Origin of the sequence: Streptomyces sp. NPDC048442, assembly GCF_040651475.1 — a bacterium.
GTDB lineage: Bacteria > Actinomycetota > Actinomycetes > Streptomycetales > Streptomycetaceae > Streptomyces.
Genome location: NZ_JBEZKB010000017.1, coordinates 53,384 through 79,137, shown reverse-complemented (window position 1 = coordinate 79,137; position 25,754 = coordinate 53,384). Strand labels below are relative to the sequence as shown.

The following is a 25,754-nucleotide window of genomic DNA, read 5'->3' as shown; positions in this document are numbered from 1 at the left end:
GCGCTGCCACTGACAGAGAAGCCGTACGGGTGCTACAGGCCGTAGCGCTCCCGTGCCTCCTTGACCGCCGAGGCCGGGACCGTACCCCGCTTCGACAGCTGGGCCAGCGTCGCCACGACGACCGACTGGGCGTCGACGCCGAAGTGGCGGCGGGCCGCCTCACGGGTGTCGGAGAGGCCGAAGCCGTCCGTGCCGAGGGAGGTGTAGTCCTGCTCGACCCACTGGCTGATCTGGTCGGGGACCTGACGCATCCAGTCGCTGACCGCGACGACCGGGCCCTGCGCGTCGGCCAGCGCCTGGGTGACGTACGGGATGCGCTGCTCGCCGCGCAGGAGCGCCTCGTCGGCCTCCAGCGCGTCGCGGCGCAGCTCGCCCCACGAGGTCGCGGACCACACGTCGGCGAACACGTTCCACTCGGCGGCCAGGAGCTCCTGCGCCTCCAGGGCCCAGTGGATCGCCGTACCCGAGGCGATCAGCTGGGCGCGCGCGGCGTCCGGGGAGGTCGCGGGGGCCGCTTCCTTGAACCGGTAGAGGCCCTTGACGATGCCCTCCTCGACGCCCTCGGGCATCGTGGGCTGCGGCATCGGCTCGTTGTAGACGGTGAGGTAGTAGAAGACGTCCTCAGGGTTCTCCCCGTACATCCTCTTGAGGCCGTCCTGGACGATGACCGCGACCTCGTACGCGAACGCCGGGTCGTAGTTCAGCGACGCCGGGTTCGTGGAGGCGATCAGGTGCGAGTGGCCGTCCGCGTGCTGCAGGCCCTCGCCCGTCAGGGTCGTACGGCCGGCCGTCGCGCCGACGATGAAGCCCTTGCCGAGCTGGTCGGCGAGCTGCCACATCTGGTCGCCGGTCCGCTGCCAGCCGAACATCGAGTAGAAGATGTAGAACGGGATCATCGGCTCGCCGTGCGTGGAGTACGCACTCGCGGCGGCGATGAAGTCCGCCATGGCCCCGGCTTCGGTGATGCCCTCGTTGAGGACCTGACCGTCCTTGGCCTCCTTGTAGTACATGAGCTGGTCGCGGTCGACCGGGTCGTAGGTCTGGCCGAGCGGGGAGTAGATGCCGGCGGAGGGGAACAGCGCCTCCATGCCGAAGGTGCGCGCCTCGTCGGGGACGATCGGCACCCAGCGCTTGCCGGTCTCCTTGTCCCGCATCAGGTCCTTCACCAGGCGGACGAACGCCATGGTGGTGGCCATGGGCTGCTTGGAACCCTTCTTCAGGGCGGCGAAGGACTTCTCCGCGGGCTGCGGCAGCGGCGCGGAGGCGTGCATGCGGCGGGCGGGGGCCGGACCGCCGAGGGCGGCGCGGCGCTCCTGGAGGTAGCGGACCTCGGGGGAGTCGGCGCCCGGGTGGCCGTACGGAACCAGCGACTCGTCGAGCCGGGCGTCCGGAATCGGCAGCTCCAGGAGGTCGCGCATCGCGCGGAACTCCTTGCCGGTGAGCTTCTTCATCTGGTGGTTGGCGTTGCGCGACTCGAAGCCGGGGCCGAGCGTGTAGCCCTTCACCGTCTGCGCGAGGATCACGGTCGGCGCGCCCTTGAACTCGACGGCCGCCTTGTACGCCGCGTACACCTTGCGGGCCTCGTGGCCGCCGCGGGAGGTGTGGAAGCACTCGGCGATCTTCGCGTCGGTCAGGACCGCGGCGAGCTGCTTGAGCGCCGGCTCGGCGCCGAAGAAGTGCTCGCGGATGTACGCCACGTCGCGGGTCGCGTACGTCTGGAACTGGGCGTCGGGGACCGCGCGCAGCCGGCGGACCAGGGCGCCCGTGGTGTCGAGCTGGAACAGCTCGTCCCAGGCGGAGCCCCACAGCGACTTGACGACGTTCCAGCCGGCGCCGCGGAAGGCGCCCTCCAGCTCCTGCACGACGCGGAAGTTGGCGCGGACCGGGCCGTCCAGGCGCTGCAGGTTGCAGTTGATGACGAAGGTGAGGTTGTCGAGGCCTTCGCGGGCCGCGAGGGTGAGCGCGGCCGTGGCCTCGGGCTCGTCCATCTCGCCGTCGCCGAGGAACGCCCAGACGTGGGAGTTCGAGGTGTCCTTGATGTTGCGGTTCTGCAGGTAGCGGTTGAAGCGCGCCTGGTAGACCGCGGACAGCGGGCCGAGGCCCATGGAGACCGTCGGGAACTCCCACAGCCAGGGGAGACGGCGCGGGTGCGGGTAGGACGGGAGCCCGTTGCCGCCCGCCTCCTGCCGGAAGTTGTCGAGCTGCTGCTCGGAGAGGCGGCCGTCGAGGAAGGCGCGCGCGTAAATTCCGGGGGAGGCATGGCCCTGTATGTAGAGCTGGTCGCCCGAGCCGTCCCCCTCCTTGCCGCGGAAGAAGTGGTTGAAGCCGGTCTCGTACAGCCAGGCCGCCGACGCGAAGGTGGCGATGTGGCCGCCGACGCCGAACCGGGAGCCGCGGGTCACCATGGCCGCCGCGTTCCAGCGGTTCCACGCGGTGATCCGGCTCTCCATCTCCAGGTCGCCGTCGAAGGCGGGCTCGGAGGCGGTCGGGATGGTGTTGACGTAGTCCGTCTCCAGCAGCTTGGGCAGCGCCAGACCGGCGGCCTCGGCGTGCTGGAGGGTACGGCGCATCAGGTATTCGGCCCGGTGGGAGCCTGCGGCCTTGGCGACGGCGTCGAGGGAGGCCGCCCACTCGGCGGTCTCTTCGGTGTCGCGGTCCGGGAGCTGGTCGAGCTCGCTCGGAAGCTTGCGTACGGGGTCGGTCATGACGCCGCCTTCCGGGAAGGAGGGGGTGGAGACAAGAGGAGGGTCTGTGTCTGGCAGGACGGGACCCGGGTGGTGCGTGGTGCGGAACCTGATGAGGTCCGCCGTCGACTGTAAGCAACTGATCGATGATCGATCAAAGTTTGCGAGCAAAAAAGTCTTCCGCAGACCAAAATAGGCATTCCGTGCCACGAAAGTGGGCACGAAGTGTCAGTGCCGAAAGTCCCCATTCGGGCAATCCGGGCGCGATTCGCTCGTCCTAAGCGCGCGGTGCACATCCGAGCACATGCGCCTTCACCAGCTCGCCGATCCGCGGATCCCGCCGCCGGAAGGCCGCCACGAGGTCCTCGTGCTCCTCCGCGTACGACTTCTGGACCGTCCCCAGCCAGCGGATCGACAGCGCCGTGAACACCTCGATGCCCAGGCCCTCCCAGGTGTGCAGCAGCACGCTGTTGCCCGCCGCCCGCACCAGCTCCCGGTGGAAGCCCACCGTGTGCCGCACCTGCGCCTCCCCGTCGACCGCCCGGTCCGCCGCGTACAGCGCCACCACGTGCGGCTCCAGGGCCGACACGTCGTCCGCGAGCACGGGGGCGGCCAGCTCGGCGGCGATCTGCTCCAGGCCCGCCCGGACCGGGTAGCTCTCCTCCAGATCGGCGGCCGTCAGATTCCGTACCCGTACGCCCTTGTTGGGGGCCGACTCGATCAGCCGCAGCGTCTCCAGCTCGCGCAGCGCCTCGCGCACCGGCGTCTGACTGACCTGGAGCTCGGTGGCGATCCGGCGCTCCACGATGCGCTCGCCCGGCTTCCAGCGCCCGCTGACGATCCCCTCCACGATGTGCTCGCGGATCTGCTCGCGCAGCGAGTGGACGACGGGCGGGGTCATGAGGAACTCCTTCGGGCAACGGGCGGCGCGGCGGGCGGGCCGTGTGGAGATGACGATACGGGCAGCCCGCGGGCGGTCCGGCCGGGACCTACGGGACCTTGCGGGCGTTGCGTGCGACCGCGTCGTAGTGGGCCTTGATCGAGGCGAGGACGGGGGCGTCGTCCTTCACCGTGCGGCGCTCGTACGCGAGATGGACGGCCTCGGAGACGCCCAGGTAGTTCACCTTCGTACGGCAGCCGAGATCGGCGCTCGCGGCGGACTTCTCGCGGGGGCCCGCCTCGGCGGTGCGGGCCCAGGCCGGGTCCTCGGCGGCGGCGTCGAAGGACGCGTAGGAGAAGCCCCGCTGCTTCATGCAGGCGGACCAGGCGGCGGTCATCTCCGTGTACGCCGGGTCCGCGGCCCCCTGTGCCCAGGCGGCGGACCGCAGCCTCAAGAGGGTGTTGAGCGCGCTGTTGCCGGGGTGCTCGGCGGACTCGGCGGGGCTGCCCTCGGCGAGGGTGCGCTCGGTGCGGCCCGCGCAGCCGCCGCGCGGCACCGAGCGGCCGTTGACCTTGCGGTCGGGGCCTGTGGAGGGGGCGCCGCTGGGGGCCGGACGGGGATCGGGGCCGTTGAGGACGAGCAGGCGGTCCGGCCGGACGGTGCCGTCGGGGCCGGGCTTCTCCGCATGCTCGCGCCCCGCGTCGGGCACGTTGTGGAACCCGTACGCACGCGCCTCTTCGAGGGTGCGGGGGAGGGTGGTCCCGCGGCGGAGGTCGGCGAGCAGAGCGGCGTCGGAAGGGGCGGTGATCCGCGTCGTGAATCCGAATTCGGCCATACAGGAATGGAGAAGTGCGGACTCGGCCCGCTGGATTTCCTTCAATTCACCGTCGCCGGGCAGAAAAGCGGCGAAAGGCATTTCCGTGGTGGTGGGTCCGGAAGGAGTGGCCACCGGCCCGACGTCGACCGGCTCGGCCGCTCTCTTCTCCGTACCCCCGCAGCCCGCCAGCAGCCACAGTGCCGTGACCGCCAGGGCTGCCGCTCCCCGCTTCCGCACGCGGTCAGGCTTTCCCGTACACCCAGGGCCCACAGGCGCTGAACGCACCGGTGCCGGCCTCGCCGACACAGGTCTGGTACGAGATCACGGAATCCTCGGCGAGGTTGAAATTGAAGTCCGCACGGTAGTTCAGGCCGCCGGTCACCCAGTTGTTGTAGACCTTGTTCCGGTACGGGACGTAGAGGCGGCCCACCGCGGAGTGGCCGTCCTTCGCGAGGTCCTGGACCACGTGGTGATCGCCCTTGGACTCCCACCAGGAGGCGCCGCCCGCACCGGTGCTCCAGGCGGTGCCGCCCTCCTCGCCGGACGCGGATCCGGCCATCCCCAGGGTCAGTACAAAAGCACCCGTAATAGCCAGCGAAATACGCTTCGCCCTGCTCTTCCTGCCGGGCTGCATTCCCCGCTCCCTCCCACGACTTGGAATTACCATAACGCGCAGCGGCCCCTCCGGAAAATGCCCGGAGGGGCCGCTGCGGTGGAGAAGTGGCAGAGACTACAGGCCGAGCTCGACCTCGAACTCGCCGGCCTCCAGGATCGCCTTGACGCCCGTCAGGTAACGGGCCGCGTCGGCGCCGTCCACCAGACGGTGGTCGTAGGAGAGAGCCAGGTACGTCATGTCGCGGATCGCGATGGTCTCGCCCAGGTCCGGGTGGTTGATGACCACGGGACGCTTGACGGTGGCACCGATGCCCAGGATGGCGACCTGGTTCGGCGGCACGATGACCGTGTCGAACAGCGCACCGCGCGAGCCGGTGTTGCTGATGGTGAAGGTCGCACCGGACAGCTCGTCCGGCGTGATCTTGTTACCGCGGACCTTGCCGGCCAGCTCGGCGGTCTTCTTCGAGATGCCCGCCAGGTTGAGGTCGCCCGCATCCTTGATGACCGGGGTCATCAGGCCCTTCTCGGAGTCCACTGCGATACCGATGTTCTCGGTGTCGAAGTAGGTGATCGTGCCCTCGTCCTCGTTGATCCGGGCGTTGACGACCGGGAAGGCCTTCAGCGCCTGGGCGGCGGCCTTGACGAAGAACGGCATCGGGGACAGCTTGACGCCCTCACGGGCGGCGAAGGAGTCCTTGGCGGCCGCGCGCAGCTTCATCAGCTTGGTGATGTCCACCTCGACGACCGAGGTGAGCTGCGCCTGGCCGTGCAGGGCCTTCATCATGTTGTCGCCGATGACCTTGCGCATGCGGGTCATCTTGACCGTCTGACCGCGCAGCGGCGAGACCTCGAGAGCCGGAGCCTTGGAGGTCGCGGCCGGGGCGGCAGCGGCGGCCGGAGCCGGGGCCTTGGCGGCCTCGGCGGCGGCCACGACGTCCTGCTTGCGGATGCGACCGCCGACGCCGGTGCCCTTGACCTGGCCCAGGTCGACGCCGTTCTCGGCGGCGAGCTTGCGGACCAGCGGGGTCACGTACGCACCGTCGTCGCCGGAGGTCGCGGCCGGAGCCGGGGCCTTGACGGCGGCGGGAGCGGGCGCGGCCGGGGCGGCCGGAGCAGGCGCGGCGACGGTGGCGGGCGGCGTCTGGGCCTGCGTCGGAGCAGCGGGCGCAGCGGCCGGAGCCGGGTCGGGAGCGGCAGGCGTCTCCTTGGGGGCCTCCTGCTTCGGAGCCTCCTTGGGGGCCTCCTGGGCCGGAGCCGGAGCCGGAGCAGCGGCCGGAGCCGGAGCGGCAGCAGCCGGAGCGGCGGCCGGGGCAGCACCCTTGGCACCGATGACGGCGAGCTTCGCGCCGACCTCGGCGGACTCGTCCTCGGCGACGACGATCTCCAGGAGAACGCCGGAGACGGGGGCCGGGATCTCGGTGTCGACCTTGTCGGTCGAGACCTCGAGCAGCGGCTCGTCCTCGGTGACCTCCTCGCCGACCTCCTTCAGCCAGCGGGTGACGGTGCCCTCGGTGACGCTCTCGCCGAGCGCCGGAAGGGTGACGTCGGTGCCCTCGGCAGAACCGGCGGCGGGGGCGGCGGGCGCCTCCTGGGCCGGAGCGGCCGGAGCGGCGGGCGTCTCGGCGGCGGGGGCCGGGGCCTCCTGCGCCGGAGCGGCCGGAGCCTCTTCGGCGGCGGCCGGAGCGGCAGCGGCTTCAGCGCCACCGCCCGTGCCGTCGTCGATGATCGCGAGCTCGGCGCCGATCTCGACGGTCTCGTCCTCGGCGACCTTGATGGAGGCCAGGATGCCCGCGGCCGGGGCCGGGATCTCGGTGTCGACCTTGTCGGTCGAGACCTCGAGCAACGGCTCGTCGGCCTCGACGCGCTCGCCCTCGGCCTTGAGCCAGCGGGTGACGGTGCCCTCGGTGACGCTCTCGCCGAGCGCCGGCAGGGTTACGGAAACCGACATGGTTTCAGTTGCTCCTAACGGAAATATGGTGCGGAAGTGGTCGTCGTCGCGCCCTGACCAACGTATTAGTCGTGGGAGTGAAGCGGCTTGCCAGCCAGGGCCAGGTGGGCCTCGCCGAGCGCCTCGTTCTGCGTCGGGTGCGCGTGGATGAGCTGCGCGACCTCGGCCGGCAGAGCCTCCCAGTTGTAAATGAGCTGCGCTTCGCCGACCTGCTCGCCCATACGGTCACCGACCATGTGGATACCGACCACGGCACCGTCCTTGACCTGGACGAGCTTGATCTCGCCCGCGGTCTTCAGGATCTTGCTCTTGCCGTTGCCGGCCAGGTTGTACTTCAGAGCGACCACCTTGTCCGCACCGTAGATCTCCTTGGCCTTGGCCTCGGTGATACCGACGGAGGCGACCTCGGGGTGGCAGTACGTCACCTTCGGCACGCCGTCGTAGTCGATCGGCACGGTCTTGAGACCGGCGAGACGCTCCGCCACCAGCATGCCCTCGGCGAAGCCGACGTGCGCGAGCTGGAGGGTCGGGACGAGGTCGCCGACGGCGGAGATCGTCTCGACGTTGGTGCGCATGTACTCGTCGACGAGGACGTAGCCGCGGTCCATCGCGACGCCCTGCTCCTCGTAACCGAGACCGGCGGAGACCGGGCCGCGGCCGATGGCCACGAGCAGCACCTCGGCCTCGAAGGTCTTGCCGTCGGCCAGGGTGACCTTGACGCCGTTGTCGGTGTACTCGGCGCTCTGGAAGAAGGTGCCCAGGTTGAACTTGATGCCGCGCTTGCGGAACGCGCGCTCAAGCAGCTTCGAGGAGTTCTCGTCCTCGACCGGGACCAGGTGCTTCAGGCCCTCGATGACGGTGATGTCCGTACCGAAGGACTTCCACGCCGAGGCGAACTCGACGCCGATGACGCCGCCGCCCAGGATGATCGCCGACTCCGGGACGCGGTCCAGGGTGAGCGCGTGGTCCGAGGAGATGATGCGGTTGCCGTCGATCTCCAGGCCCGGCAGCGACTTCGGAACGGAGCCGGTGGCCAGGAGCACGTGACGGCCCTGGACGCGCTGACCGTTCACGTCGACGGAGGTCGGGGACGAGAGCCGCCCCTCACCCTCGATGTACGTCACCTTGCGGGAGGCGACCAGGCCCTGCAGGCCCTTGTACAGGCCCGAGATGACCTCGTCCTTGTACTTGTGCACGCCCGCGATGTCGATGCCCTCGAAGGTCGCCTTCACGCCGAACTGCGCGGACTCGCGCGCCTGGTCGGCGATCTCGCCCGCGTGCAGCAGGGCCTTCGTCGGGATGCAGCCGTTGTGCAGGCAGGTGCCGCCGAGCTTGTTCTTCTCGATCAGTGCGACGTCCAGGCCCAGCTGGGCTCCGCGCAGCGCCGCGGCGTAACCGCCACTGCCACCGCCGAGGATCACTAGGTCGAAAACGGTGCTGGCGTCGTTCGCCACGTCACGTCCTCCATGCATGTGCGCCGGTCGCCGGTCATCCATGACCGGGCGGCGGGGGTGTACGGCCGCTTGTTGTTCGGCCCTGTGGTGGGGGCCCTGTCCTGCCGGTGAACCATCTTCGCACTTGTTGACGGGTGGCGGGACGCCGGGCCGGGTCCTGAGACGGGGACGGGCCCCGCTCTCAAGAGTTACCAGCGCGTACGTACGTACAAATATTTCGTTTAGGGCGAAACCGTACGAACACGCACGTACGACCCCGGGCGCAGGCCCGGGGCCGTACGGATGCGGTGACTAACCGAGGTCGCCGTCGGCCGTGCGCTCCGCCAGCTTCACCAGCGTGCGGATCGAGGAGCCGGTGCCGCCCTTGGGGGTGTAGCCGAACGGGGCCGCCTCGTGGAAGGCCGGGCCCGCGATGTCCAGGTGCGCCCAGGCGATGCCCTCGCCGACGAACTCCTGGAGGAACAGACCGGCGACCAGGCCGCCGCCCATCCGCTCGCCCATGTTGGCGATGTCGGCGGTGTCGGAGTTCATGCCCTTGCGCAGCTCGGCGGGGAGCGGCATCGGCCAGGACTGCTCGCCGACCTCCTCCGCGATCTCGTGGATCGCGGTGCGGAAGGACTCGTCGTTGCCCATGATGCCGAAGGTGCGGTTGCCGAGCGCCATCATCATGGCGCCGGTCAGCGTCGCGACGTCGACGATCGCGTCCGGGTTCTCCTCCGAGGCGCGGGTCAGCGCGTCGGCCAGGACGAGGCGGCCCTCGGCGTCCGTGTTGAGGACCTCGACGGTCTTGCCGCTGTACATGCGCAGCACGTCACCGGGGCGCGTCGCGGTGCCGGACGGCATGTTCTCGGCGAGCGCCAGCCAGCCGGTGACGTTGACCTTCAGGCCGAGGCGGGCGACCGCGACGACGGAGGCGAACACGGCGGCGGCGCCGGCCATGTCGCACTTCATCGTCTCGTTGTGGCCGGCCGGCTTGAGCGAGATGCCGCCCGAGTCGTAGGTGATGCCCTTGCCGACGTAGGCGAGCGACTTGGTCGCCTTGGCGTGCGTGTACGAGATCTTCACCAGGCGGGGGCCGTGCGCGGAGCCCTGGCCGACGCCCAGGATGCCGCCGAAGTTGCCCTTGACCAGGGCCTTCTCGTCGAGCACCTGGATCTTGAGGCCGTGCTCCTTCGCGGCGGCCTGGGCGACCGCGGCGAACGACTCGGGGTAGAGGTCGTTCGGCGGGGTGTTCACCAGGTCGCGAGCGCGGTTGATCTCCTCCGCGACGGCGACGGCGCGCTCGGCGGCGGCCTTGAAGGCCTTGTCGCGCGGCTTGGCGCCGAGCAGGGCGATCTCGGCGAGCGGCTGCTTGGCGTCGCTCTTCTCGGAGTCGTCGCCCTGGTCCTGGTAGGCGGTGAAGCCGTACGCGCCGAGCAGTGCGCCCTCGGCGATCGCCTCGGCGTCCTCGACGGACTCCACCGGGAGCGCGAAGCCGGCCTTCTTGGTACCGGTGAGCGCGCGGGCGGCGGCGCCCGCGGCGCGGCGCAGCGACTCGGCGGCGTACGCGTCGTCCTTCTCCGGGACGGCGCCGATGCCGACGGCCAGGACGAGGGGGGTCTTCAGACCGGAGAGGACGGGGAGCTTGGTGACCTCACCCTCGGCGCCACAAGCGCCCAGGGTCTCCAGGACAGAAGCCAGCTTTCCGTCGAACGCCTTGTCCACGGCCTCCGCGCCGGCGGCGACGACGGGACCCTTGGGTCCCTTGGCGATACCGATGACGAGCGCGTCGGCGCGCAGCGTCGCGGCACCGGAGGTGCTGAGAGTGAGAACAGTCACGGTGGTGAAATCTCGCTTCCTGGGTTCCTGGTGATGGCGGGAATGTGCGCCTATCGGTCGAGACTACGCGCGGTTCGGTACTTCGATCACGGTGGTGACCCGTTCACTCGTCAGAGGTGTCTCTCCGAGGTTTCAGGAGCGCGGAGTGTGAGCGATGCGTCACACTCGCCGTAGTTCGTGCAAGGGATCAGGGGATTGCTTTGCATGATTTCCACAGGTCTCTCGTGGCGAGTCCGCAAGGATGAGGTACTGAGTGACCTTCAAGGGGGAGGGGAGTACGCCGTGGCGTACGGAATCAAGGCAACAGGTGTGATGCGCGCAGGCAGAGCGGGGACGGCTCTGCTGACCGCCGGCCTGCTGGGAGCGGTGGTGGCACTGTCGCCCACCGGCGCGGTCGCCGCAGAGGCGCCGCGCATCGATCTGAGGGTCCTCGTCGTCGACGACGGCGGGGAAGCGGTGGGAGCCGTCACCGACGAACTGCGCGGTACGGGTGTGCCGTTCACCACGGTGAAGCTCGGGGCGGCCGGGCGCCCGGTGATCGACGCGGCGTTCCTCAGCGACACCGTCGACGGCCGCCCGCGCGCCAAGTTCCAGGGCGTGGTGCTGCCCAACGAGGCGCCGTTCGGCACGGATTCGCCCGAGTCGGCCGCGCTCACCGCGTACGAGAAGACCTTCGGCGTCCGCCAGGTCGACGCCTACACCTGGGCGCACCCGGGCGTCGGCCTCGACTACACCGACCAGGAGGGCTACGCGGGCCCGCTGGACGGCGTCGACGCCACCGTGACCGCCGCGGGGAAGGCGGGGCCCTTTGGATACCTGGACGGACCGCTGAAGTTCGAGGACAACTCGGCGTCGGTGATGGAGAGTTACGGGTACGCGGCGCGGCCCCGCACCGGCTTCACCAGCTACGTCGACATGCCCACCGGAACCGGCGCGACGCGCGGCAGCCTGGTCGGCGAGTACGCCCACGACGGGCGCCGCGAGCTGGTCGTCACCTTCGCGTACAACACCTACCAGCGGCAGTTCCGAGTGCTGGCGCGCGGTGTCGTCGAATGGCTGACCCAGGGCGTACACCTCGGACAGAGCCGCAACTACTTCTCCGTTCACGTCGACGACGTCTTCGCCCCGGATGCTCGCTGGGACAGCGATCTCAACTGCACCCCGGGCGACTTCGACTGCAAGGGCGGTGAAGGGGAGGCTGAGAACCCGGTCCGTATGACGGCCGCCGACGCGCAGTACGCGGCCCAGTGGCAGCAGCAGCGCGGCTTCCAGCTCGACATGGTCTACAACGCCGGGGCGGGCGAGGAGTGGAAGGCCGAGAACGGCGGCACCGACGCGCTGACCACGCAGCTGGTGGCCGACCGGGCCCAGTACCGCTGGATCAACCACACCTACACCCACCCCTTCCTCGGCTGCACGCAGAACAACACGGTCGTGCCGTGGAAGTGCGCCACCGACCTGGCGGGCAACACGCTGTGGATGAGCCGCGCCGAGATCTCCAAGCAGATCTCCGACAACCACAACTGGGCGACGGCGAAGGGCATCCCGGTCGACAAGAGCGAACTCGTCACCGGTGAGCACTCCGGGCTGAGGACCACTCCGCAGCAGCCGGTCGACAACCCGAACCTGGCTCCCGCGCTCGCCGACAACGCCGTGAAGTGGATCGCGAGCGACGCCTCGCGCGAGCCGCAGCAGCGGGCGGCGGGGGCGGCGCAGACCGTGCCCCGGCACCCGATGAACGTGTACTACAACGTCGGCACGGCCGCCGAGATGACCGACGAGTACAACTGGCTCTACAGCAGCAGGGCCGACGGCGGCAGCGGCGCCTGCGAGGACAACCCGGCCTCCACCTGCCTGGACGACCCGCTCGACGTGAACACCGGCTTCGCGTCGTACATCGTCCCGCAGGAGGCCCGTACGGCACTGAGCCACGTCGTCGGCAACGACCCGCGCCCGCACTACGTCCACCAATCGAACCTGGCGGAGGCGCGCCTGCTCTACCCGGTCCTCGACAAGACCCTGGGCGACTACCGGGCCCTGTTCGCCGACAGCGCGCCCGTGGTGAACCCGCGCCAGCGCGACGTCGGCGTCGAGTTCACCCGCCGCACCGCCTGGGACAAGGCCCTCGGTAACAACGCCGTCACCGCGTACCGCATCGGCAACACCGTCACCGTCAAGGCACCGTCGGGCGTCGTCGCGCCCGTCACCGCACCCGAGGGGACGCAGAAGCAACGGCTCCTCGGCACCGCCGCGTTCGGGACGCCGTACGCGGGGCAGCGATCGGCGTGGACCGGACCGGAAGCACTCCAGTCCGCCGTCACGCTCAAGCTGCCGACCGCTCCATAGGGGCGCGGGGAACTGCGCGGCCAGCCACATCGGACCCGCAGTTCCCCCACCCGGATCAGCGGCAAGCATCAGCGCCAAGCACCACCGCGCCACCGCAACTGCCATCGGCAACTCGTCCTGGGGGGACACGAACATGAGCCGTGGGCGTCATGTCAGCATGCTCACCGAAGGCACCTACCCGCACGTCCAGGGAGGTGTCAGCACCTGGTGCGACCAACTGGTGCGCGGCATGCCCGACGTCGAATTCCATGTCGTGTCCCTCACGGGCAGCGGGCGCGAGCCCGTCACCTGGGAGCTGCCGCGCAATGTCTACGAGCACACCGTGGTGCCGCTGTGGGGACCGGCCGACACCTCGCGCGCCGCACGGCCGAGGGGACGCGAAAGGCGCGGCTTCCTCGGCACGTACGAACGCTTCCTGCTCTCGATCCTCGACCCGGAGTCCAGCTGCGACTTCGGCCAGGAGCTGTACGCACTGGCCGAACTCGCCCGGCAGGGACGCCTCACGGCAGCCCTGGGCAGCGAGGACGTGCTGCGCACCCTGATGTGGATCTGGACCATGCCGCACCTGGACATATCCCGGGCCAGGCCCACCCTGCACGACGCACTCATAGCCACCGACCTCATCGACCACCTGCTGCGCCCGCTCGGCGCCCGCCTCCCGGACGGCAGCATCGCGCACGCCGTCAGCAGCGGGCTCGCCACGCTGCCCGCGCTCGCCGCCAAGCACTTCGACGGCGCGCCCTTCCTGCTCACCGAGCACGGCATCTACCTGCGCGAGCGCTACCTCGGCTACCGGTCGGCGGCGCAGCGCTGGCCCGTGAAGGCCCTCCTCCTGGGCTTCTACCGGGAGCTGAACTCGCTGGGCTACCGCGAGGCCGACCTGATCACCCCCTGCAACCAGTACAACCGCAGGTGGGAGGAGCGCGGCGGCGCCGACCCGGACCGCATCCGCACCGTCTACAACGGCGTCGACCCCCAGCTCTTCCCGCACGCGGGACCCGAGCCCGAGATCCCCACGCTCAGCTGGGCGGGCCGCATCGACCCGATCAAGGACCTGGAAACACTCGTCAGGGCCTACGCGATCTGCCGCGCCGAGATCCCGGCGCTGCGGCTGCGGCTCTTCGGCGGGGTTCCCGAGGGCGGCGAGGCGTACAAGACCAAGCTGGAGAAGCTCGCCGCCGAACTCGGGGTCACCGACGGCATCACCTACGAGGGGCGGGTCTCGGACGTGGCGCGCGCCTACGCATCGGGCAGCGTCGTGATGCTGTCCAGCATCAGCGAGGGCTTCCCCTTCAGCATCATCGAGGCCATGTCCTGCGGCCGTACGACGATCTCCACGGACGTCGGCGGCGTGCGCGAGGCGGTCGGCGACACCGGCCTGGTCGTACCGCCGCGCGAGCCGGAGGCCATGGCCAGGGCCACCCTGGAACTGCTGCGGAACAACGCGCGGCGGGCCGAACTGGGGGAGCGCTCCCGACAGCGCGTCATCGACCAGTTCACCCTGCGGCGCTCCGTCGAGGGTTTCCGCCGCATCTACGAGGAGCTCGACGGCGTGCCCGAGCCGCTCGTCCACCCGGTCCACGACGCGGGCGACCCGTCCCACGAGTGGACCGTACAGCTGCGGATGCCGGACCCGTGGCGGGCGATGGCGGCGGACGGGACGACCTGGTGAACCATTGCGACGCCCTCAAGAGGCTCCGCGCCCTCAAGAGGCTCGACGACCTCATGAGGCTCGACAACTTCATGAGGCTCGACCACCTCATGAGGCTCGACGCCCTCAAGAGGCTGCTTCCCGGGGGTACTTCATGAGCGGCCCCATGTGGCTGACGCCCGACGACCGGCAGGACACCCTGCCGGCCATACCGCGCCCCCGGCCCCGCCGGGCGGCCGCCGCCGACCCGATGGACGAACTCGCCGACCGGCTCCGCGACCTCATAGAGGCCGCGGTCCACCCCGACGAGATCGCCGCCATCCTCGAATCCGACGGCATGACAGACGACCACATCCGGCTCACCTACGGCCGCGCGGACTCCTTCGAACTCGCCGAGGACCTTTACGCACGCGTGCCGCGGACGTACCCCGAACCCGTGCTCGCGCCGGGCGACCCCTGGCACGTCAGCCTGCTGCCGTGCCTGCTGCGCGGCCTGGTGTTCGCGCTGCCGGGACTCGCGTACGTCCTGGTGGCACCCTTCGCGACGGGCGCCACCCCGATCGCGGTCCTGCTCGCCAGCGCCCTCACCGGCTGGGCGTGGAACCAGGCGCTCGCCCACCGCGCGTACACCTGGCTCGGACTCGGCGACCGGCCGGCCGCCGCCCGCGCACTGCTCACCGGGGCACCGCTCGGGGCGCTGCTCGGCACCGGAGTCGCCCTCGCCGTCGCCGGTACGGGCGAAGGCGGCGCCGTCGCCTTCGCGTCCGCTCAGGCGCTGTACCAGGGAGCGGCGACCGTCCTGCTCGTCCTCGGCCGGGAGCGGCTGCTGCTCGCCGCGCTCGCCCCGATGTCCGCGGGCGCCGTCCTCGCCCTGCTGTACGGCCTCCCCGACCCGGCCCGTATCGCCCTCCTCGCCGTCTCGCCGCTGGCCGTCCTGGCGCTGGCCGCGGTGGAGCTGCTGCGGGGGGTCGGCGGCCGGGTGCGGGGGCCCGGCGGGCCCCGGGTGGTGGCCTCCGTGCCGTACGGGGTGTTCGGCCTGGCCACCGGCGTCCTCGTGCTGCACGTCGCGCTCGGCGACGCACTGGCGCTCGGGGGGACCGGCGAGATCGGCGCGGCTGGGGCGGCCGCCGCACCGGGGGCCGTGGCGCTGACCCTCAGCATGGGCCCGGCGGAATGGCTGCTGCACCGGTTCCGCAGCGGAAGCCTGACCGGGCTGCGGGCGGCCACCGTACCGGAGGCGTTCCGGCGTACGACGGTGCTGACGCTGGCCCGCTGCCTCGGGCAGTACCTGCTGGTGTTGGCAGGACTCGCCGCGGTGGGCACCCTGCTGTGGCCGCAGGCCGGCGGATTCGACGGGGTGCGCGCGACGGGGCTGCTGCTCATCGGGACACTGATGTGGACGGGGCTGCTGCTCCAGGCGTTCGGCGCGGTCGTCGTGGCGGCGTCGGTGTGCGGAGCCGCCGCCCTCGTACAGACACTGGTGGTGCTGGGAGGGGCCTCCTCCCTGACGTCACTGGCCGTCCCCGGGCTGGCGGCGGTGGTACTGGCCGGGCTCGCCTGCGCACTGCTGGGGCGGGCAACGGCGCACCGGCCGTGACCCGGCCGCCGGAGACCGGGCCGCCGGAGACCCGGCTGCCGGAGCCCCCGTTGCTGGAGACACTGCGATGAGGAACGACACGTGAGACAGCTGCTCGTCCCGTTCTACGAACACCCCGCCGAGCGCCCCGACGCCTGGGAGGCGCTCCTGCGCGTGCCCGAGCAGCTCTACGGGGTGGTCCTCAATCCGGCCAGCGGGTCCGGGAGTTCACCCGACCCGGCGTTCGCGGCGGTCGCGGAGCGGCTGCGGGAGTCGGGCGTACGCGTTCTCGGGTACGTCGACACCGACTACGCCCGGCGACCGCACGCCGACGTGGTGCGTGACCTGCTCCAGTACCGCGACTGGTACGGCACCTCCGGGGCCTTCCTCGACCAGGTCTCCTCCGGCGCCGACGCCTTCGCCCACTACCGGCGCCTCGCGGTGGCGGCTCGGGCGGCGGGCAGCGGCTCCCTGGTGCTGAACCACGGGACGCACCCCGACCCCGCCTACCTCCGGCTGGCGGACGTGCTGGTCACCTTCGAGGGCAGCTGGGAGACGTACCTGGCCGCACCCGACGCACCGGCCTGGACGGCCGGCTATCCGGCGGACCGTTTCTGCCATCTGGTGTACGAGGCTCCGGCGGACGTGGACGTCGCCTTCCTCGCGACGCGGCGTGGCGCGGCGGTGCACTGCGCGGTACCGGGCGGCGGGGAACACCCGTGGGGGACGCTGCCGCAGGGGCTGAGTGCGGCGGCGCCTCTATGAGGCGTACCGAGGTGAGGCGTCCTGCTGTGAGGCGTACCTCTATGAGGCGTCCTGCTCTGGGGCGTACCTCTCTGAGGCGTACCGCGGCGCTGCTGTCCCTGTTGCTGCTGTTTCTGACGGCGGGGTGTGCGTCGGGCCCCGGTCCCGGACCCGAGCCCGCCCCCGGGCCCAGCGAGCCCAAGCCCCGTCCCACCGGCCCCCGCTGGCAGCCGCGTCCCGGGCTCGCCTGGCAGTGGCAGCTCAGCGGGAAGCTGGACCTGTCCGTCGACGTCCCGGTGTACGACGTGGACGGGCACACCACCTCCGCCGAGACCGTCGCCGCGCTGCACGCCAAGGGCCGCAAGGTCATCTGCTACCTGTCGACGGGGGCGTGGGAGAAGTTCCGCCCGGACGCCGCCCGCTTCCCGACGGAGGTCCTGGGCAAGGGCAACGGCTGGAAGGGCGAACGCTGGCTGGATGTCCGCCGCACCGACGTCCTGGAGCCCCTGATGGCCGCCCGCATGGACATGTGCCGCGACAAGGGCTTCGACGCCGTCGAGCCGGACAACATGGACGGCCACCTCAACGAGACCGGGTTCCCTCTCACCGCCGCCGACCAGCTCCGCTACAACCGGCTGGTCGCCCGTCTCGCCCACGACCGCGGCATGGCCGTCGGCCTGAAGAACGACCTCGCCCAGATTCCCGAGCTGGCGTCGGACTTCGACTTCGCGGTCAACGAGCAGTGCGCCGAGTTCGAGGAGTGCGCGCAGCTGACGCCGTTCATCGAGGCCGGGAAGGCCGTCTTCCACGTGGAGTACGAGCTTCCTACCGCGGACTTCTGCGCACAGGCACGCGAGCTGAAGCTCAGCTCGATGCTGAAGAAGTACGAGCTGGGGGCGTGGCGCAGACCGTGCTGAGCGGGCGCCGGGGCGGGGACTACCGCCCCAGCGCCAGCACCACCAGCGTCGTCGTCGCCGCCGTCTCCGCCAGTGCGCCGAACACGTCCCCCGTCACCCCGCCGAACCGCCGTACGCAGTGGGCGAGCAGCACCTGGGCCACACCGAGCGCCCCGAGCACCGCCACCGCGTGGTGCACCGCCCCGTACGGGCCGAGGGCGAGCCCCGCCGCCGCGCACAGCGCCGTGGTCACGACTCCCGAGGCGACGGCGGCACGTACCGCAACCACGCCCGCCACCGCCGCCCCCAGCCCCTCCGGCCGGGCCGCCGGCACGCCCGCACGGGACGCGAGGGTGAGCGCCAGGCGGGCTGCGACGCCCGAGACCAGTGCCGCGACCGCGCCGTGCGCCCACCCGTCGGCGTACAGCTGCGCCAGTACGGCCACCTGGGCGAGCAGCGTGAACAGCAGGGTGATGACGCCGAAAGGACCGATGTCGGACTGCTTCATGATGTCGAGCGCACTCGCCGCCGGCTTGGCGCTGCCGAGCCCGTCCGCGGTGTCCGCGAGCCCGTCCAGGTGCAGCCCCCGGGTGAGAACGGCGGGCACGGCCGCCGAGGCCACGGCGGCGAGCAGCGGCCCGGAGCCGAGCAGGAGCAGCAGCCCGCCCAGTGCCGCCGCGCACAGCCCCACCACGGCGCCCGCGAGAGGCGCGCACAGCATGCCCGTACGCGCCGCCTCCCGGTCCCAGCGCGTGACGCGCACCGGGAGGACAGTGAGGGTGCCGAAGGCGAACCGCACACCGTCCTGGAGGGCGGGCCGCGCGGCGGGTGGGGGAGAAGCGGGCGGGGGAGGAGTGGTCACCGGCCGCAGGCTATCTGGCACCGTCGGCCGGTAGGTTACGCACGACGGTCAAATGAGACAAAGCGGAGTGGGTGGCATGGGTCACTGGCTGTACCGGAACATCGTCGAGCCGGGCAAGCTCCCGCTCTTCCTGGCCCTGCTCTCCTTCGTGCTGTCCTTCCTGGTCACCCGCACCATCACCCGCATGATCCGGGCCGGCAAGGGCCCCTTCCGCAACGTCACCCCGGGCGGCATGCACATCCACCACGCCGTCCCCGGCGTCGTCCTCACCACCATCGGCGGCTTCGGTGCCGTCGCCAGCGGTCGGCACGGCGTGGGGTCGGCGATCTGCGCGGTCATCTTCGGCACGGGCGCGGGGCTTGTGCTCGACGAGTTCGCGCTGATCCTCCACCTCGACGACGTCTACTGGTCCGAACAGGGCCGCAGCAGCGTCGAGATCGTGGTCCTCACCGCCGCCCTGGTGCTGCTGGTGCTCACCGGCTCCCTGCCCTTCGGCGTCAACGACATGACACCGGAGGAGATGCACAGCCGCGGGCTGGTCCTCCTGAACGTCGTCCTCAACGGGATGTGGTCGGTGATCGCCCTGTTCAAGGGCAAGGTGCGCACCGCCCTGTTCGGGATCGTGGTGCCCTTCGTCGGCCTGGTCGGCGCGGTCCGCCTCGCCCGCCCCCACTCGCCCTGGGCGCGCCGCTTCTACCGCCGCCGCCCCAAGGCCCGCGCGAGGGCGATACGCCGGGTCTACCGGCACGACCGCCGCTGGTCCCGGCGCACCCGCGCCCTTCAGGACTGGATCGGCGGAGCCCCGTCGCCCAAGCCCTGAGCCCGCCGCCCGCGCCTGCCGCGTACCGCGCCCTCGACCAGCATCAGTACGAAGACGCCCAGCAGCGCCGCGATGTGCTCCTTGCCCGCCAGGTTCGCCTTGACGATCACCTCGATCACCATCGCCACGACGACCACCGCCGCCGTCCACCGGGCCCCGAACTGCCAGCACACGTACAGCGCGAGCCCCACCACCGCGGCCGAGGGGCCGGTGTCCACGACCGTCCGGTCGATCTCGGGCAGCCCGAGCGGGTGGTCGGGGCCGAGGGCGATTCCCACACGGGCGTACATCGTGCCGGACAGGGTGGCGACGTACGCGAGGAACAGGGTCTTCCAGCGGCCCAGGCAGATCTCCGCGATACCGAACACCAGCAGCACCTGCGCCAGCGCCCCCCACACCGGCAGGTCCAGCGCCGGTACGAACAGCGACAGCGGCGTGCGGAGAAGTGACGGCAGCAGCGGGTCGCCGGCCCGCAGCGCCCCGATGTTCTGGACGAACTGGTAGCCCCAGGGCTGGTTCTGCACGATCTGGAACAGCGAGGTCAGCAGGATCGACGCCAGCGTCAGCGGAATCGCCCGCCACGTGCGCGCGACCAGCGCCTCGCGCACGCGCGCGTACAGCGGCCCCCACTCGCGCAGGGCGAACCGCCGCATCAAAGAGGCGGGAGCGGTCGTGGAGGTCAACGTCTCTTTCCCGTCCCCAGGTGCTTGCGGTGCATCCACTTGGGCAGGCCCGGGGCTTCCAGGAAGCCTTCGGCGCGCCCGGCGGCAATGCCGATGCGCAGTAGGTCGGCACTCTTCTCGAAGAGCATGAAACGAGGCTCCCAGATCGGTCGGTACTTGGCATTCGCCCGGTACAACGACTCGATCTGCCACCAGCGCGAGAAGAAGCTCAGCAGCGAACGCCACAGCCTCAGCACCGGTCCCGCACCGAGCCGTGAACCACGTTCGAAGACCGAGCGGAACATCGCGAAGTTCAGCGACACTTGAGTGATCTTGATCTCTCCGGCACGCTGCAGGAGTTCGATGACCATGAACTCCATCAGCCCGTTCTCGGAGCCCCGGTCGCGCCTCATGAGGTCGAGGGAGAGCCCCTTGGGCCCCCACGGCACGAAGCTCAGTACGGCCCGCAGTACGCCTTCCCCGTCCGTGCACTCCAGCATCACGCAGCGCCCGTCGCCCGGGTCGCCGAGCCGCCCCAGCGCCATCGAGAAGCCGCGCTCGGTGGCCCCGTCGCGCCAGTCGTCGGCCTTGCGCAGCAGCTCGGCCATCTCGGCCTCGGGGATCTCCTCGTGGCGCCGGATGCGGACCTCGTACCCGGCCCGCTTCACCCGGTTGTACGCCTGGCGCACGGTGCGCATCGCGCGCCCCTCCAGGGTGAACTCGCCCGTCTCCACGATCGCCTCGTCGCCCAGCTCCAGGGCGTCCAGGCCGTGCCGCGCGTAGATCGTGCCGGCCTCCTCGCTCGCGCCCATCACGGCCGGCACCCAGCCGTGCTCGCGGGCCTCCGCCAGCCACGGTTCGATCGCCCCCGGCCAGGCCTCCGGGTCGCCGATCGGGTCGCCCGAGGCGAGCGAGACCCCACCCACCACGCGGTACGTCACCGCCGCCTTCTCCGTCGGTGACCAGACGACGCTCTTCTCGCGGCGCAGCGAGAAGTACCCGAGCGAGTCGCGGTCGCCCTGCTTGTCCAGGAGCGCCCGCAGCTTCCCCTCGTCCTCCTCCGACAGCGGGTCGACGGCGCGGCGGGAGCGGAAGGCGGCCAGCAGGACGCCGATCAGCAGCGCCGTACTCATGATGTTGATGAGGACGTTGACCCAGCCCGGCGTCATGATCCCGGCGAACTCGGCGTCGGGTGCGGCGATGGAGATCAGCCGGGCCGCCCCGTACCGCCAGCGCTCCAGGAACGTCGAGGAGCCCGCCCCCTGCGCGGCGGTGTTCGTGACGGTGACCAGCAGCGCGGCCAGCAGCGAGGTGACCAGCAGCCCGCCGACGGCGACGGCGGTGGCCAGCTTGGGGTTCGACCGGTCGCCCTTCGCGTAGAACTCGCGCCGGCCGAGCAGCAGCGCCACGAAGAAGGCGCCGGTCAGGGCGAGGGAGACCCAGTTGTGCGGGTACTGCCTGACCTCGGGGAAGAACATCACCAGGGCGAACAGCAGGAACAGCAACCCGCTGAGCGCCGTGTTGAGGAGCCACGCCGCCCGCTTGCGGCGCCGCAGGGTGACCGCCATGACCAGCGCGAACAGGCCCGCGGCGAAGCCCGCCGTCAGCAGGTACGGGGTGAAGTGGTCGCCGTCGTTGTGCCGCCGCAGGTCATTGCCGAGGGACACCCACGCGGCGCTCAGGAAACAGATGAACGTCACGATGCGCAGGTACCAGACGGCGAAGCCCGCACTGCGCCGGGTCAGTGGTGTGCTCCGCCGTGCCGCGGGTGCCTTGGGTGGTGCTTCGGTGGCCAAGCGGACATCTCCCATAAAAAGCGATGATATGGGGCATCATGCCTGGCCGGAGGAGCCCGTCGGATCCGTGTGCGGCCGGTGTCACCCGGCCGCACCGGGCGACTCAGTCCGTGGCGTCCGTACTGCCCGCGCCGTCCGTGCCGCCCGTCTCCGCCGCGACATCTTTGATGTCCTCGGCGTCCTCGGCGGTCTCCTCCCGCACCGGCAGCTCCGCGGCCAGTGCGGCAGCGGCCTGCACCAGCGGAAGCGCCAGCAATGCCCCAGTTCCTTCCCCCACAGTGACGCCCTGGTCGATCAGAGGGTTGAGAGCCATCCGGTCCAGCGCCTTCGCCTGCGCGCTCTCGCCGCTCGCGTGCCCCGCCAGCCACCAGTCCGGCGCCCGGAACGCGGCGCGCTGCGCGACCAGCGCGCACGCCGCCGACACCACACCGTCCAGGATCACGGGCGTACGGCGCACCGCGCACTGGAGCAGGAACCCGGTCATCGCCGCGAAGTCCGCCCCGCCCACGGTGGCGAGGAGCTCCAGCTGGTCGCCGAGCACCGGCCGGGCCCGCCGCAGCGAGTCCCGTACCGCCGCGCACTTGCGCATCCACGTCAGGTCGTCGATGTGGGCGCCGCCACGCCCGGTGACCACCGAGGCGTCCGTGCCGCACAGCGCGGCGACGAGCGTGGCCGCGACGGTCGTACCGCCGACGCTCAGGTCCCCGAGCACCACGAGATCGGTCCCGGAGTCGGCCTCCTCGTCCGCGATCGCCATGCCCAGCCGTACGGCGGCCTCGGCCTCCTCCGTCGTCAGCGCGTTCTCGACGTCGATGCGTCCCGAACCGCGCCGCACCCGGTGCCGTACGACCTCGTCGGGCAGCAGTGCGGGGTCGCAGTCGAGACCGGCGTCGACGATCCGCACCTGCACACCGAGCCGCCGCGCCAGCACGGCCGCGGGGCTCTCGCCGTCCAGCGCCGCCCGCACCAGCCGGTGCGCGGAACCGGCCTCGCGCACGGACACGTCCAGCGCGGCCACCCCGTGGTCACCGGCGAAAAGCACCACCTTCGCGCGCTCCACCGGCCTGACCGGCACGGTCCCCTGGGCGGCGGCCAGCCACTCGCCCAGCTCGTCGAGCCTGCCGAGCGTGCCGGGCGCCACGGCGAGGCGCTCCCGGCGGTCCTCGGCATCACGCCGGACGCCGCTGTCGGGGCGTTCGATCAGGTCGGAGAAGTCGTCGAGATTCAGCGCGCTCATTCGCCGAACAGTACCGGCCGAACGGCGTAATTCTCAGCGCCGACCTCGCTCTCCCGCCGCACCCGCCACCGCTCCCTGCCGGCGCGGTGCCGCCCGCCCCTCAGCGCAGCACCAGCGCCTGTCCCGCCACCACCAGCAGCACTTGCTCGCACTCCGCCGCGAACGTCGCGTTCAGCCTGCCCAGCTCGTCACGGAAGCGCCGGCCGCTCGCCGTCGCCGGAACGACCCCCGAGCCCACCTCGTTGCTCACCGCGACGACCGTCCGCCGGGTCTCCCGAACCGCCCGCACCAGCTCCCCGGTCCGCTCCCGCAGCGCCCGCTGCCCGTCCGCGGCCCACTTCTCGTCGTCCCACGCCCCCACCCGGTCCATCGCGTCCGTCAGCCACAGCGCCAGACAGTCGATCAGCAGCGGCGGTCCGTCCTGCCCCAGCAGCCCCGCCAGCTCGCACGTCTCCTCCGTGCGCCAGCTGCCCGGCCGCCGCTCCCGGTGCAGCCCGATCCGCTCGGCCCACTCCCGGTCGCCGTCCCGCCGCCCGCCCGTCGCGACGTACACGACCTCGGGAAAGCCCTCCAGCCGCCGCTCGGCCTCCACCGATTTCCCCGACCGGGCCCCGCCCAGTACGAGCGCACGGCGGGGCACGTCGGGCACGTCCTGGTACTCGCCGACCACGAGCGTCGTCCCGTCCGGCACGGCCCTGGCGCCGAGCGCGGCCAGCCGCCGGACGGTCTCCGCCGGTGTCGGCACCCCGTGATCCAGATGTACGGCGACCACGTCGGTCATCCCGGCGACCGCACCCCACGCGCGCAGCTTGGCCAGCGCGTCCGGCCGCCCGAAGACGTCCATCACCACCAGGTCGTACGGGCGCACCCCGCCCTCGCCCGCGGGCGAGCCGCCCTGCGGCAGATACAGCAGCCGGTCGCCCTCGGCGGACGTCACCTCGTAGCCCGTACCGGGGGAGTCCATCGGGACGGCCCGCACCCGGTGCCCACTGATCAGCGTCAACTCCTGTCCGTCCGGCACCCGTCCGGCCCGGGGCAGCCCAGGGGGGAGCTCGACGGGCGGCCCGTTGTGCGGATGCGTGAGCAGTACCTGCCGTACGCCCCCGAGCGACTGGCCCGCGCGGGCGGCGGCCAGCGCCGCTCCCGGCGTCAGGTCGAGCAGCAGCGCCCCGTCCACCAGCAGGGAGGTCGCGCCGCGCGCGTGAGCGGCGCGGGCGGTGGCGCAGGTCGCGCAGGGGCAGTCGGGGCGGGGCAGCCCCGCGGGTGCGGCCGTGCCGAGGAGAGTGAGTTCCACGGGACGATCCTCCCGCGTCCTTGTGCGCGCTGCGCGCCCGGCTACGCTGCGGGCAGCATCGAGACGACCCGGGAGGCGTACATGGCGTGGACGTGGCGATTCGAGACGGCGGGCGGGACCGAGGTCCAACCGGCGGTGGAACCGGAGGAGTTCACCACTCAGGGCGACGCGGAGTCCTGGCTCGGTGAGGTCTGGAAGGACCTGCTGGAGGGCGGCGCGGCACAGGTGGTCCTGTCGGAGGACGGGACGAAGGTGTACGGCCCGATGAGTCTGAACGCGGAGGGCTGACGCGAGGGCGGGGGCGGTGTCGGGCGCGTGCTGGTCGGAGGACGGGGCTCCGCGTGGGGACCGCCCCCTTGCCCACCCGTCCCGCCCCCGGGGGGCGGCCCCGCTGCCCAAGGAGGCTAGGGGGTCAGCGGGCTGAGGGGCAGGCATTTAGGGGCGCGGGGCTGAGGGGCAGTCTTTTAGGGGCGCGGGGAACTGCGCGACCAGCCACGACGCACCCGCACAATGCCCCCGAGCCCAAGCGGCCCTCACATCTCACCCAGCGTCACCTCCACCCCCTTCTCCACCCCATCCCGCTGATAAGCGACCTTCACCCTCGCCCCCGGCCTCGAAGAAGCCAGCGCCTCGCTCAGTGACGTGATCGTCGTGATCGGCTTCCCCCCGAACCCCACCAGAATGTCCCCGGCCTCGATCCCCGCCCGCGCCGCCGCCCCGTTCTTCTGGACCGACGCCACCGCCACTCCCGCCGGCTGGAACTCGTCGTCCAGGACCGTCCGCCCTGACACCCCCAGCGCCGCGCGGCCCGAATCGGTGACCTTGCCGTCCTTGATGATCTGGTCGGTGACCGTCCGCACCATCGACGCCGGGATCGCGAACCCGATGCCCGGCGCTGCCGAGCCCCCGAGCTGCGGATCCGTCGCCGCGAGCGTCGGGATGCCGACGACCCGGCCGTCCAGGTCGACGAGCGCGCCCCCGCTGTTGCCGGGGTTGATCGCTGCGGACGTCTGCACCATGTTCCCGATGGTGGCCCCGGTGCCGCCGCCCTGCCGGGGTTCGCTGACCGTGCGCCCGACCGCCGAGACGATGCCCTGGGTGACGCTGCTGGACAGCCCCAGCGGGCTGCCCATGGCGAGGACGATCTGCCCGACCTCCACCTTCGCGGAGTCCCCGAAGCGAGCCGCCTTCAGCCCCTCCGGCACCTTGTCCAGCTTGATGACGGCCAGGTCCTGTTCCGGGTAGGCCGCCACCAGTTTCGCCGTCATCGGGTCACCGCCCCTGGTGGCGACGGTGACCTTGAACTCCTTCTCGTCGCCCACCACATGGGCGTTGGTGACGACATGGCCCTTGTTGTCGTACACGACCCCGGACCCGAGCCCGCTGCGCGCGTCGATCTGGACGACCGACGGCAGTACGTCCTTGATCACCCGCTGGTAGTCCTCCTCCAGCTCCCGCGTGCCGGAAGCACGCTCCGGGGACGCCGAGGTGGCGGAGGGGGCGGGTGCCGCGTCCTTCGACGCCGGAGCCGAACACCCCGCCACCCCCGCCAGCACCACGGAGCAGACGGCCAGCGGCATCAGCACCCGCCGTCGCCCGGAGGCGCGGTGCACGGGGGAGTGGTCACGGTACAGAGAGCGGTCGTCCATGACTG

At 71.4% G+C, this 25,754-nt stretch carries 21 protein-coding genes; 8 read left to right on the top strand and 13 right to left on the bottom strand.

Annotated features, from left to right (window positions below):
• Positions 1 to 32 precede the first annotated feature (32 nt).
• The 7 genes from aceE to AB0D18_RS24340 form a co-directional block, all read right to left on the bottom strand.
• Positions 33 to 2,705, bottom strand: a complete 2,673-nt coding sequence (gene aceE / locus AB0D18_RS24370; RefSeq protein WP_362422234.1) for a pyruvate dehydrogenase (acetyl-transferring), homodimeric type — start codon at positions 2,703 to 2,705, stop codon at positions 33 to 35.
• 256 nt (positions 2,706 to 2,961) lie between these two features.
• Positions 2,962 to 3,585, bottom strand: a complete 624-nt coding sequence (locus tag AB0D18_RS24365) for a GntR family transcriptional regulator (RefSeq protein ID WP_362422231.1) — start codon at positions 3,583 to 3,585, stop codon at positions 2,962 to 2,964.
• A gap of 88 nt (positions 3,586 to 3,673) precedes the next feature.
• Positions 3,674 to 4,618: a hypothetical protein gene (locus tag AB0D18_RS24360; RefSeq protein ID WP_362422228.1), complete on the bottom strand. Its 945-nt coding sequence runs from the start codon at positions 4,616 to 4,618 to the stop codon at positions 3,674 to 3,676.
• 4 nt (positions 4,619 to 4,622) lie between these two features.
• The gene (locus tag AB0D18_RS24355) at positions 4,623 to 5,015 is read right to left on the bottom strand and encodes a hypothetical protein (RefSeq protein WP_362422226.1); all 393 of its coding nucleotides are present in this window, start codon (positions 5,013 to 5,015) and stop codon (positions 4,623 to 4,625) included.
• Positions 5,016 to 5,111: 96 nt separating this feature from the next.
• A complete protein-coding gene (sucB, locus tag AB0D18_RS24350) occupies positions 5,112 to 6,944 on the bottom strand; it encodes a 2-oxoglutarate dehydrogenase, E2 component, dihydrolipoamide succinyltransferase (protein WP_362422223.1) in 1,833 nt (610 codons plus the stop codon).
• Between the two features lie 65 nt (positions 6,945 to 7,009).
• Positions 7,010 to 8,398 (bottom strand): dihydrolipoyl dehydrogenase, encoded by a 1,389-nt coding sequence (gene lpdA / locus AB0D18_RS24345; RefSeq protein WP_362422220.1) that lies wholly within the window; start codon positions 8,396 to 8,398, stop codon positions 7,010 to 7,012.
• 291 nt (positions 8,399 to 8,689) lie between these two features.
• A complete protein-coding gene (locus tag AB0D18_RS24340) occupies positions 8,690 to 10,216 on the bottom strand; it encodes a leucyl aminopeptidase (RefSeq protein WP_362422217.1) in 1,527 nt (508 codons plus the stop codon).
• Positions 10,217 to 10,528: 312 nt separating this feature from the next.
• Here AB0D18_RS24340 and AB0D18_RS24335 point away from each other — a divergent pair, with 312 nt between their 5' ends.
• From AB0D18_RS24335 to AB0D18_RS24310, 6 genes are all read left to right on the top strand, one after another.
• Positions 10,529 to 12,562 carry a hypothetical protein gene (locus AB0D18_RS24335; RefSeq protein WP_362422214.1) on the top strand — a complete coding sequence of 678 codons (2,034 nt, stop codon included), beginning with the start codon at positions 10,529 to 10,531 and terminating at the stop codon, positions 12,560 to 12,562.
• A gap of 133 nt (positions 12,563 to 12,695) precedes the next feature.
• Positions 12,696 to 14,234, top strand: a complete 1,539-nt coding sequence (gene pelF, locus AB0D18_RS24330) for a GT4 family glycosyltransferase PelF (protein ID WP_362422211.1) — start codon at positions 12,696 to 12,698, stop codon at positions 14,232 to 14,234.
• The gene (locus AB0D18_RS24325; protein WP_362422209.1) at positions 14,231 to 14,371 is read left to right on the top strand and encodes a hypothetical protein; all 141 of its coding nucleotides are present in this window, start codon (positions 14,231 to 14,233) and stop codon (positions 14,369 to 14,371) included. Before pelF ends, AB0D18_RS24325 begins: the two co-directional genes overlap by 4 nt.
• Positions 14,368 to 15,810 carry a hypothetical protein gene (locus AB0D18_RS24320; protein WP_362422206.1) on the top strand — a complete coding sequence of 481 codons (1,443 nt, stop codon included), beginning with the start codon at positions 14,368 to 14,370 and terminating at the stop codon, positions 15,808 to 15,810. The genes AB0D18_RS24325 and AB0D18_RS24320 overlap by 4 nt, the downstream gene beginning before the upstream one ends.
• A gap of 81 nt (positions 15,811 to 15,891) precedes the next feature.
• Positions 15,892 to 16,554 (top strand): spherulation-specific family 4 protein, encoded by a 663-nt coding sequence (locus tag AB0D18_RS24315; RefSeq protein WP_362422203.1) that lies wholly within the window; start codon positions 15,892 to 15,894, stop codon positions 16,552 to 16,554.
• Positions 16,555 to 16,595: 41 nt separating this feature from the next.
• Positions 16,596 to 17,450 (top strand): endo alpha-1,4 polygalactosaminidase, encoded by an 855-nt coding sequence (locus AB0D18_RS24310; RefSeq protein WP_362422200.1) that lies wholly within the window; start codon positions 16,596 to 16,598, stop codon positions 17,448 to 17,450.
• A gap of 19 nt (positions 17,451 to 17,469) precedes the next feature.
• Here AB0D18_RS24310 and AB0D18_RS24305 read toward each other — a convergent pair whose 3' ends face one another.
• Positions 17,470 to 18,291, bottom strand: a complete 822-nt coding sequence (locus AB0D18_RS24305) for an adenosylcobinamide-GDP ribazoletransferase (RefSeq protein WP_362422197.1) — start codon at positions 18,289 to 18,291, stop codon at positions 17,470 to 17,472.
• A gap of 76 nt (positions 18,292 to 18,367) precedes the next feature.
• Here AB0D18_RS24305 and AB0D18_RS24300 point away from each other — a divergent pair, with 76 nt between their 5' ends.
• Positions 18,368 to 19,111, top strand: a complete 744-nt coding sequence (locus tag AB0D18_RS24300; protein ID WP_362422195.1) for a hypothetical protein — start codon at positions 18,368 to 18,370, stop codon at positions 19,109 to 19,111.
• Here the strand turns inward: AB0D18_RS24300 and AB0D18_RS24295 are convergent.
• The 4 genes from AB0D18_RS24295 to AB0D18_RS24280 form a co-directional block, all read right to left on the bottom strand.
• A complete protein-coding gene (locus tag AB0D18_RS24295) occupies positions 19,072 to 19,764 on the bottom strand; it encodes a hypothetical protein (RefSeq protein WP_362422508.1) in 693 nt (230 codons plus the stop codon). The two genes, AB0D18_RS24300 and AB0D18_RS24295, sit on opposite strands and share 40 nt — an antisense overlap.
• A gap of 26 nt (positions 19,765 to 19,790) precedes the next feature.
• Entirely contained in the window at positions 19,791 to 21,584 is a 1,794-nt protein-coding gene (locus tag AB0D18_RS24290; RefSeq protein WP_362422192.1) for a phosphatidylglycerol lysyltransferase domain-containing protein, read from the bottom strand.
• Between the two features lie 88 nt (positions 21,585 to 21,672).
• Entirely contained in the window at positions 21,673 to 22,806 is a 1,134-nt protein-coding gene (locus AB0D18_RS24285) for a nicotinate-nucleotide--dimethylbenzimidazole phosphoribosyltransferase (RefSeq protein ID WP_362422190.1), read from the bottom strand.
• Positions 22,807 to 22,906: 100 nt separating this feature from the next.
• Positions 22,907 to 24,100 carry a bifunctional adenosylcobinamide kinase/adenosylcobinamide-phosphate guanylyltransferase gene (locus tag AB0D18_RS24280; protein ID WP_362422187.1) on the bottom strand — a complete coding sequence of 398 codons (1,194 nt, stop codon included), beginning with the start codon at positions 24,098 to 24,100 and terminating at the stop codon, positions 22,907 to 22,909.
• A gap of 81 nt (positions 24,101 to 24,181) precedes the next feature.
• Here AB0D18_RS24280 and AB0D18_RS24275 point away from each other — a divergent pair, with 81 nt between their 5' ends.
• Entirely contained in the window at positions 24,182 to 24,388 is a 207-nt protein-coding gene (locus tag AB0D18_RS24275) for a hypothetical protein (protein WP_362422184.1), read from the top strand.
• A gap of 245 nt (positions 24,389 to 24,633) precedes the next feature.
• Here AB0D18_RS24275 and AB0D18_RS24270 read toward each other — a convergent pair whose 3' ends face one another.
• On the bottom strand, positions 24,634 to 25,749 hold the full coding sequence (locus tag AB0D18_RS24270; protein ID WP_362422181.1) for a trypsin-like peptidase domain-containing protein: 1,116 nt from the start codon (positions 25,747 to 25,749) through the stop codon (positions 24,634 to 24,636).
• Positions 25,750 to 25,754: the final 5 nt, after the last annotated feature.

Coding starts and splice junctions, on each gene's coding strand:
- AB0D18_RS24275 (WP_362422184.1), top strand. CDS start 24,182: ATGGCGTGGACGTGGCGATTCGAGACGGCGGGCGGGACCGAGGTCCAA.
- AB0D18_RS24310 (WP_362422200.1), top strand. CDS start 16,596: ATGAGGCGTCCTGCTCTGGGGCGTACCTCTCTGAGGCGTACCGCGGCG.
- AB0D18_RS24295 (WP_362422508.1), bottom strand. CDS start 19,764: ATGCGGCGGTTCGCCCTGCGCGAGTGGGGGCCGCTGTACGCGCGCGTG.
- AB0D18_RS24270 (WP_362422181.1), bottom strand. CDS start 25,749: ATGGACGACCGCTCTCTGTACCGTGACCACTCCCCCGTGCACCGCGCC.
- AB0D18_RS24285 (WP_362422190.1), bottom strand. CDS start 22,806: ATGAGCGCGCTGAATCTCGACGACTTCTCCGACCTGATCGAACGCCCC.
- sucB (WP_362422223.1), bottom strand. CDS start 6,944: ATGTCGGTTTCCGTAACCCTGCCGGCGCTCGGCGAGAGCGTCACCGAG.
- AB0D18_RS24290 (WP_362422192.1), bottom strand. CDS start 21,584: ATGGGAGATGTCCGCTTGGCCACCGAAGCACCACCCAAGGCACCCGCG.
- AB0D18_RS24355 (WP_362422226.1), bottom strand. CDS start 5,015: ATGCAGCCCGGCAGGAAGAGCAGGGCGAAGCGTATTTCGCTGGCTATT.
- AB0D18_RS24300 (WP_362422195.1), top strand. CDS start 18,368: ATGGGTCACTGGCTGTACCGGAACATCGTCGAGCCGGGCAAGCTCCCG.
- pelF (WP_362422211.1), top strand. CDS start 12,696: ATGAGCCGTGGGCGTCATGTCAGCATGCTCACCGAAGGCACCTACCCG.
- AB0D18_RS24365 (WP_362422231.1), bottom strand. CDS start 3,585: ATGACCCCGCCCGTCGTCCACTCGCTGCGCGAGCAGATCCGCGAGCAC.
- AB0D18_RS24335 (WP_362422214.1), top strand. CDS start 10,529: ATGCGCGCAGGCAGAGCGGGGACGGCTCTGCTGACCGCCGGCCTGCTG.
- AB0D18_RS24320 (WP_362422206.1), top strand. CDS start 14,368: ATGAGCGGCCCCATGTGGCTGACGCCCGACGACCGGCAGGACACCCTG.
- aceE (WP_362422234.1), bottom strand. CDS start 2,705: ATGACCGACCCCGTACGCAAGCTTCCGAGCGAGCTCGACCAGCTCCCG.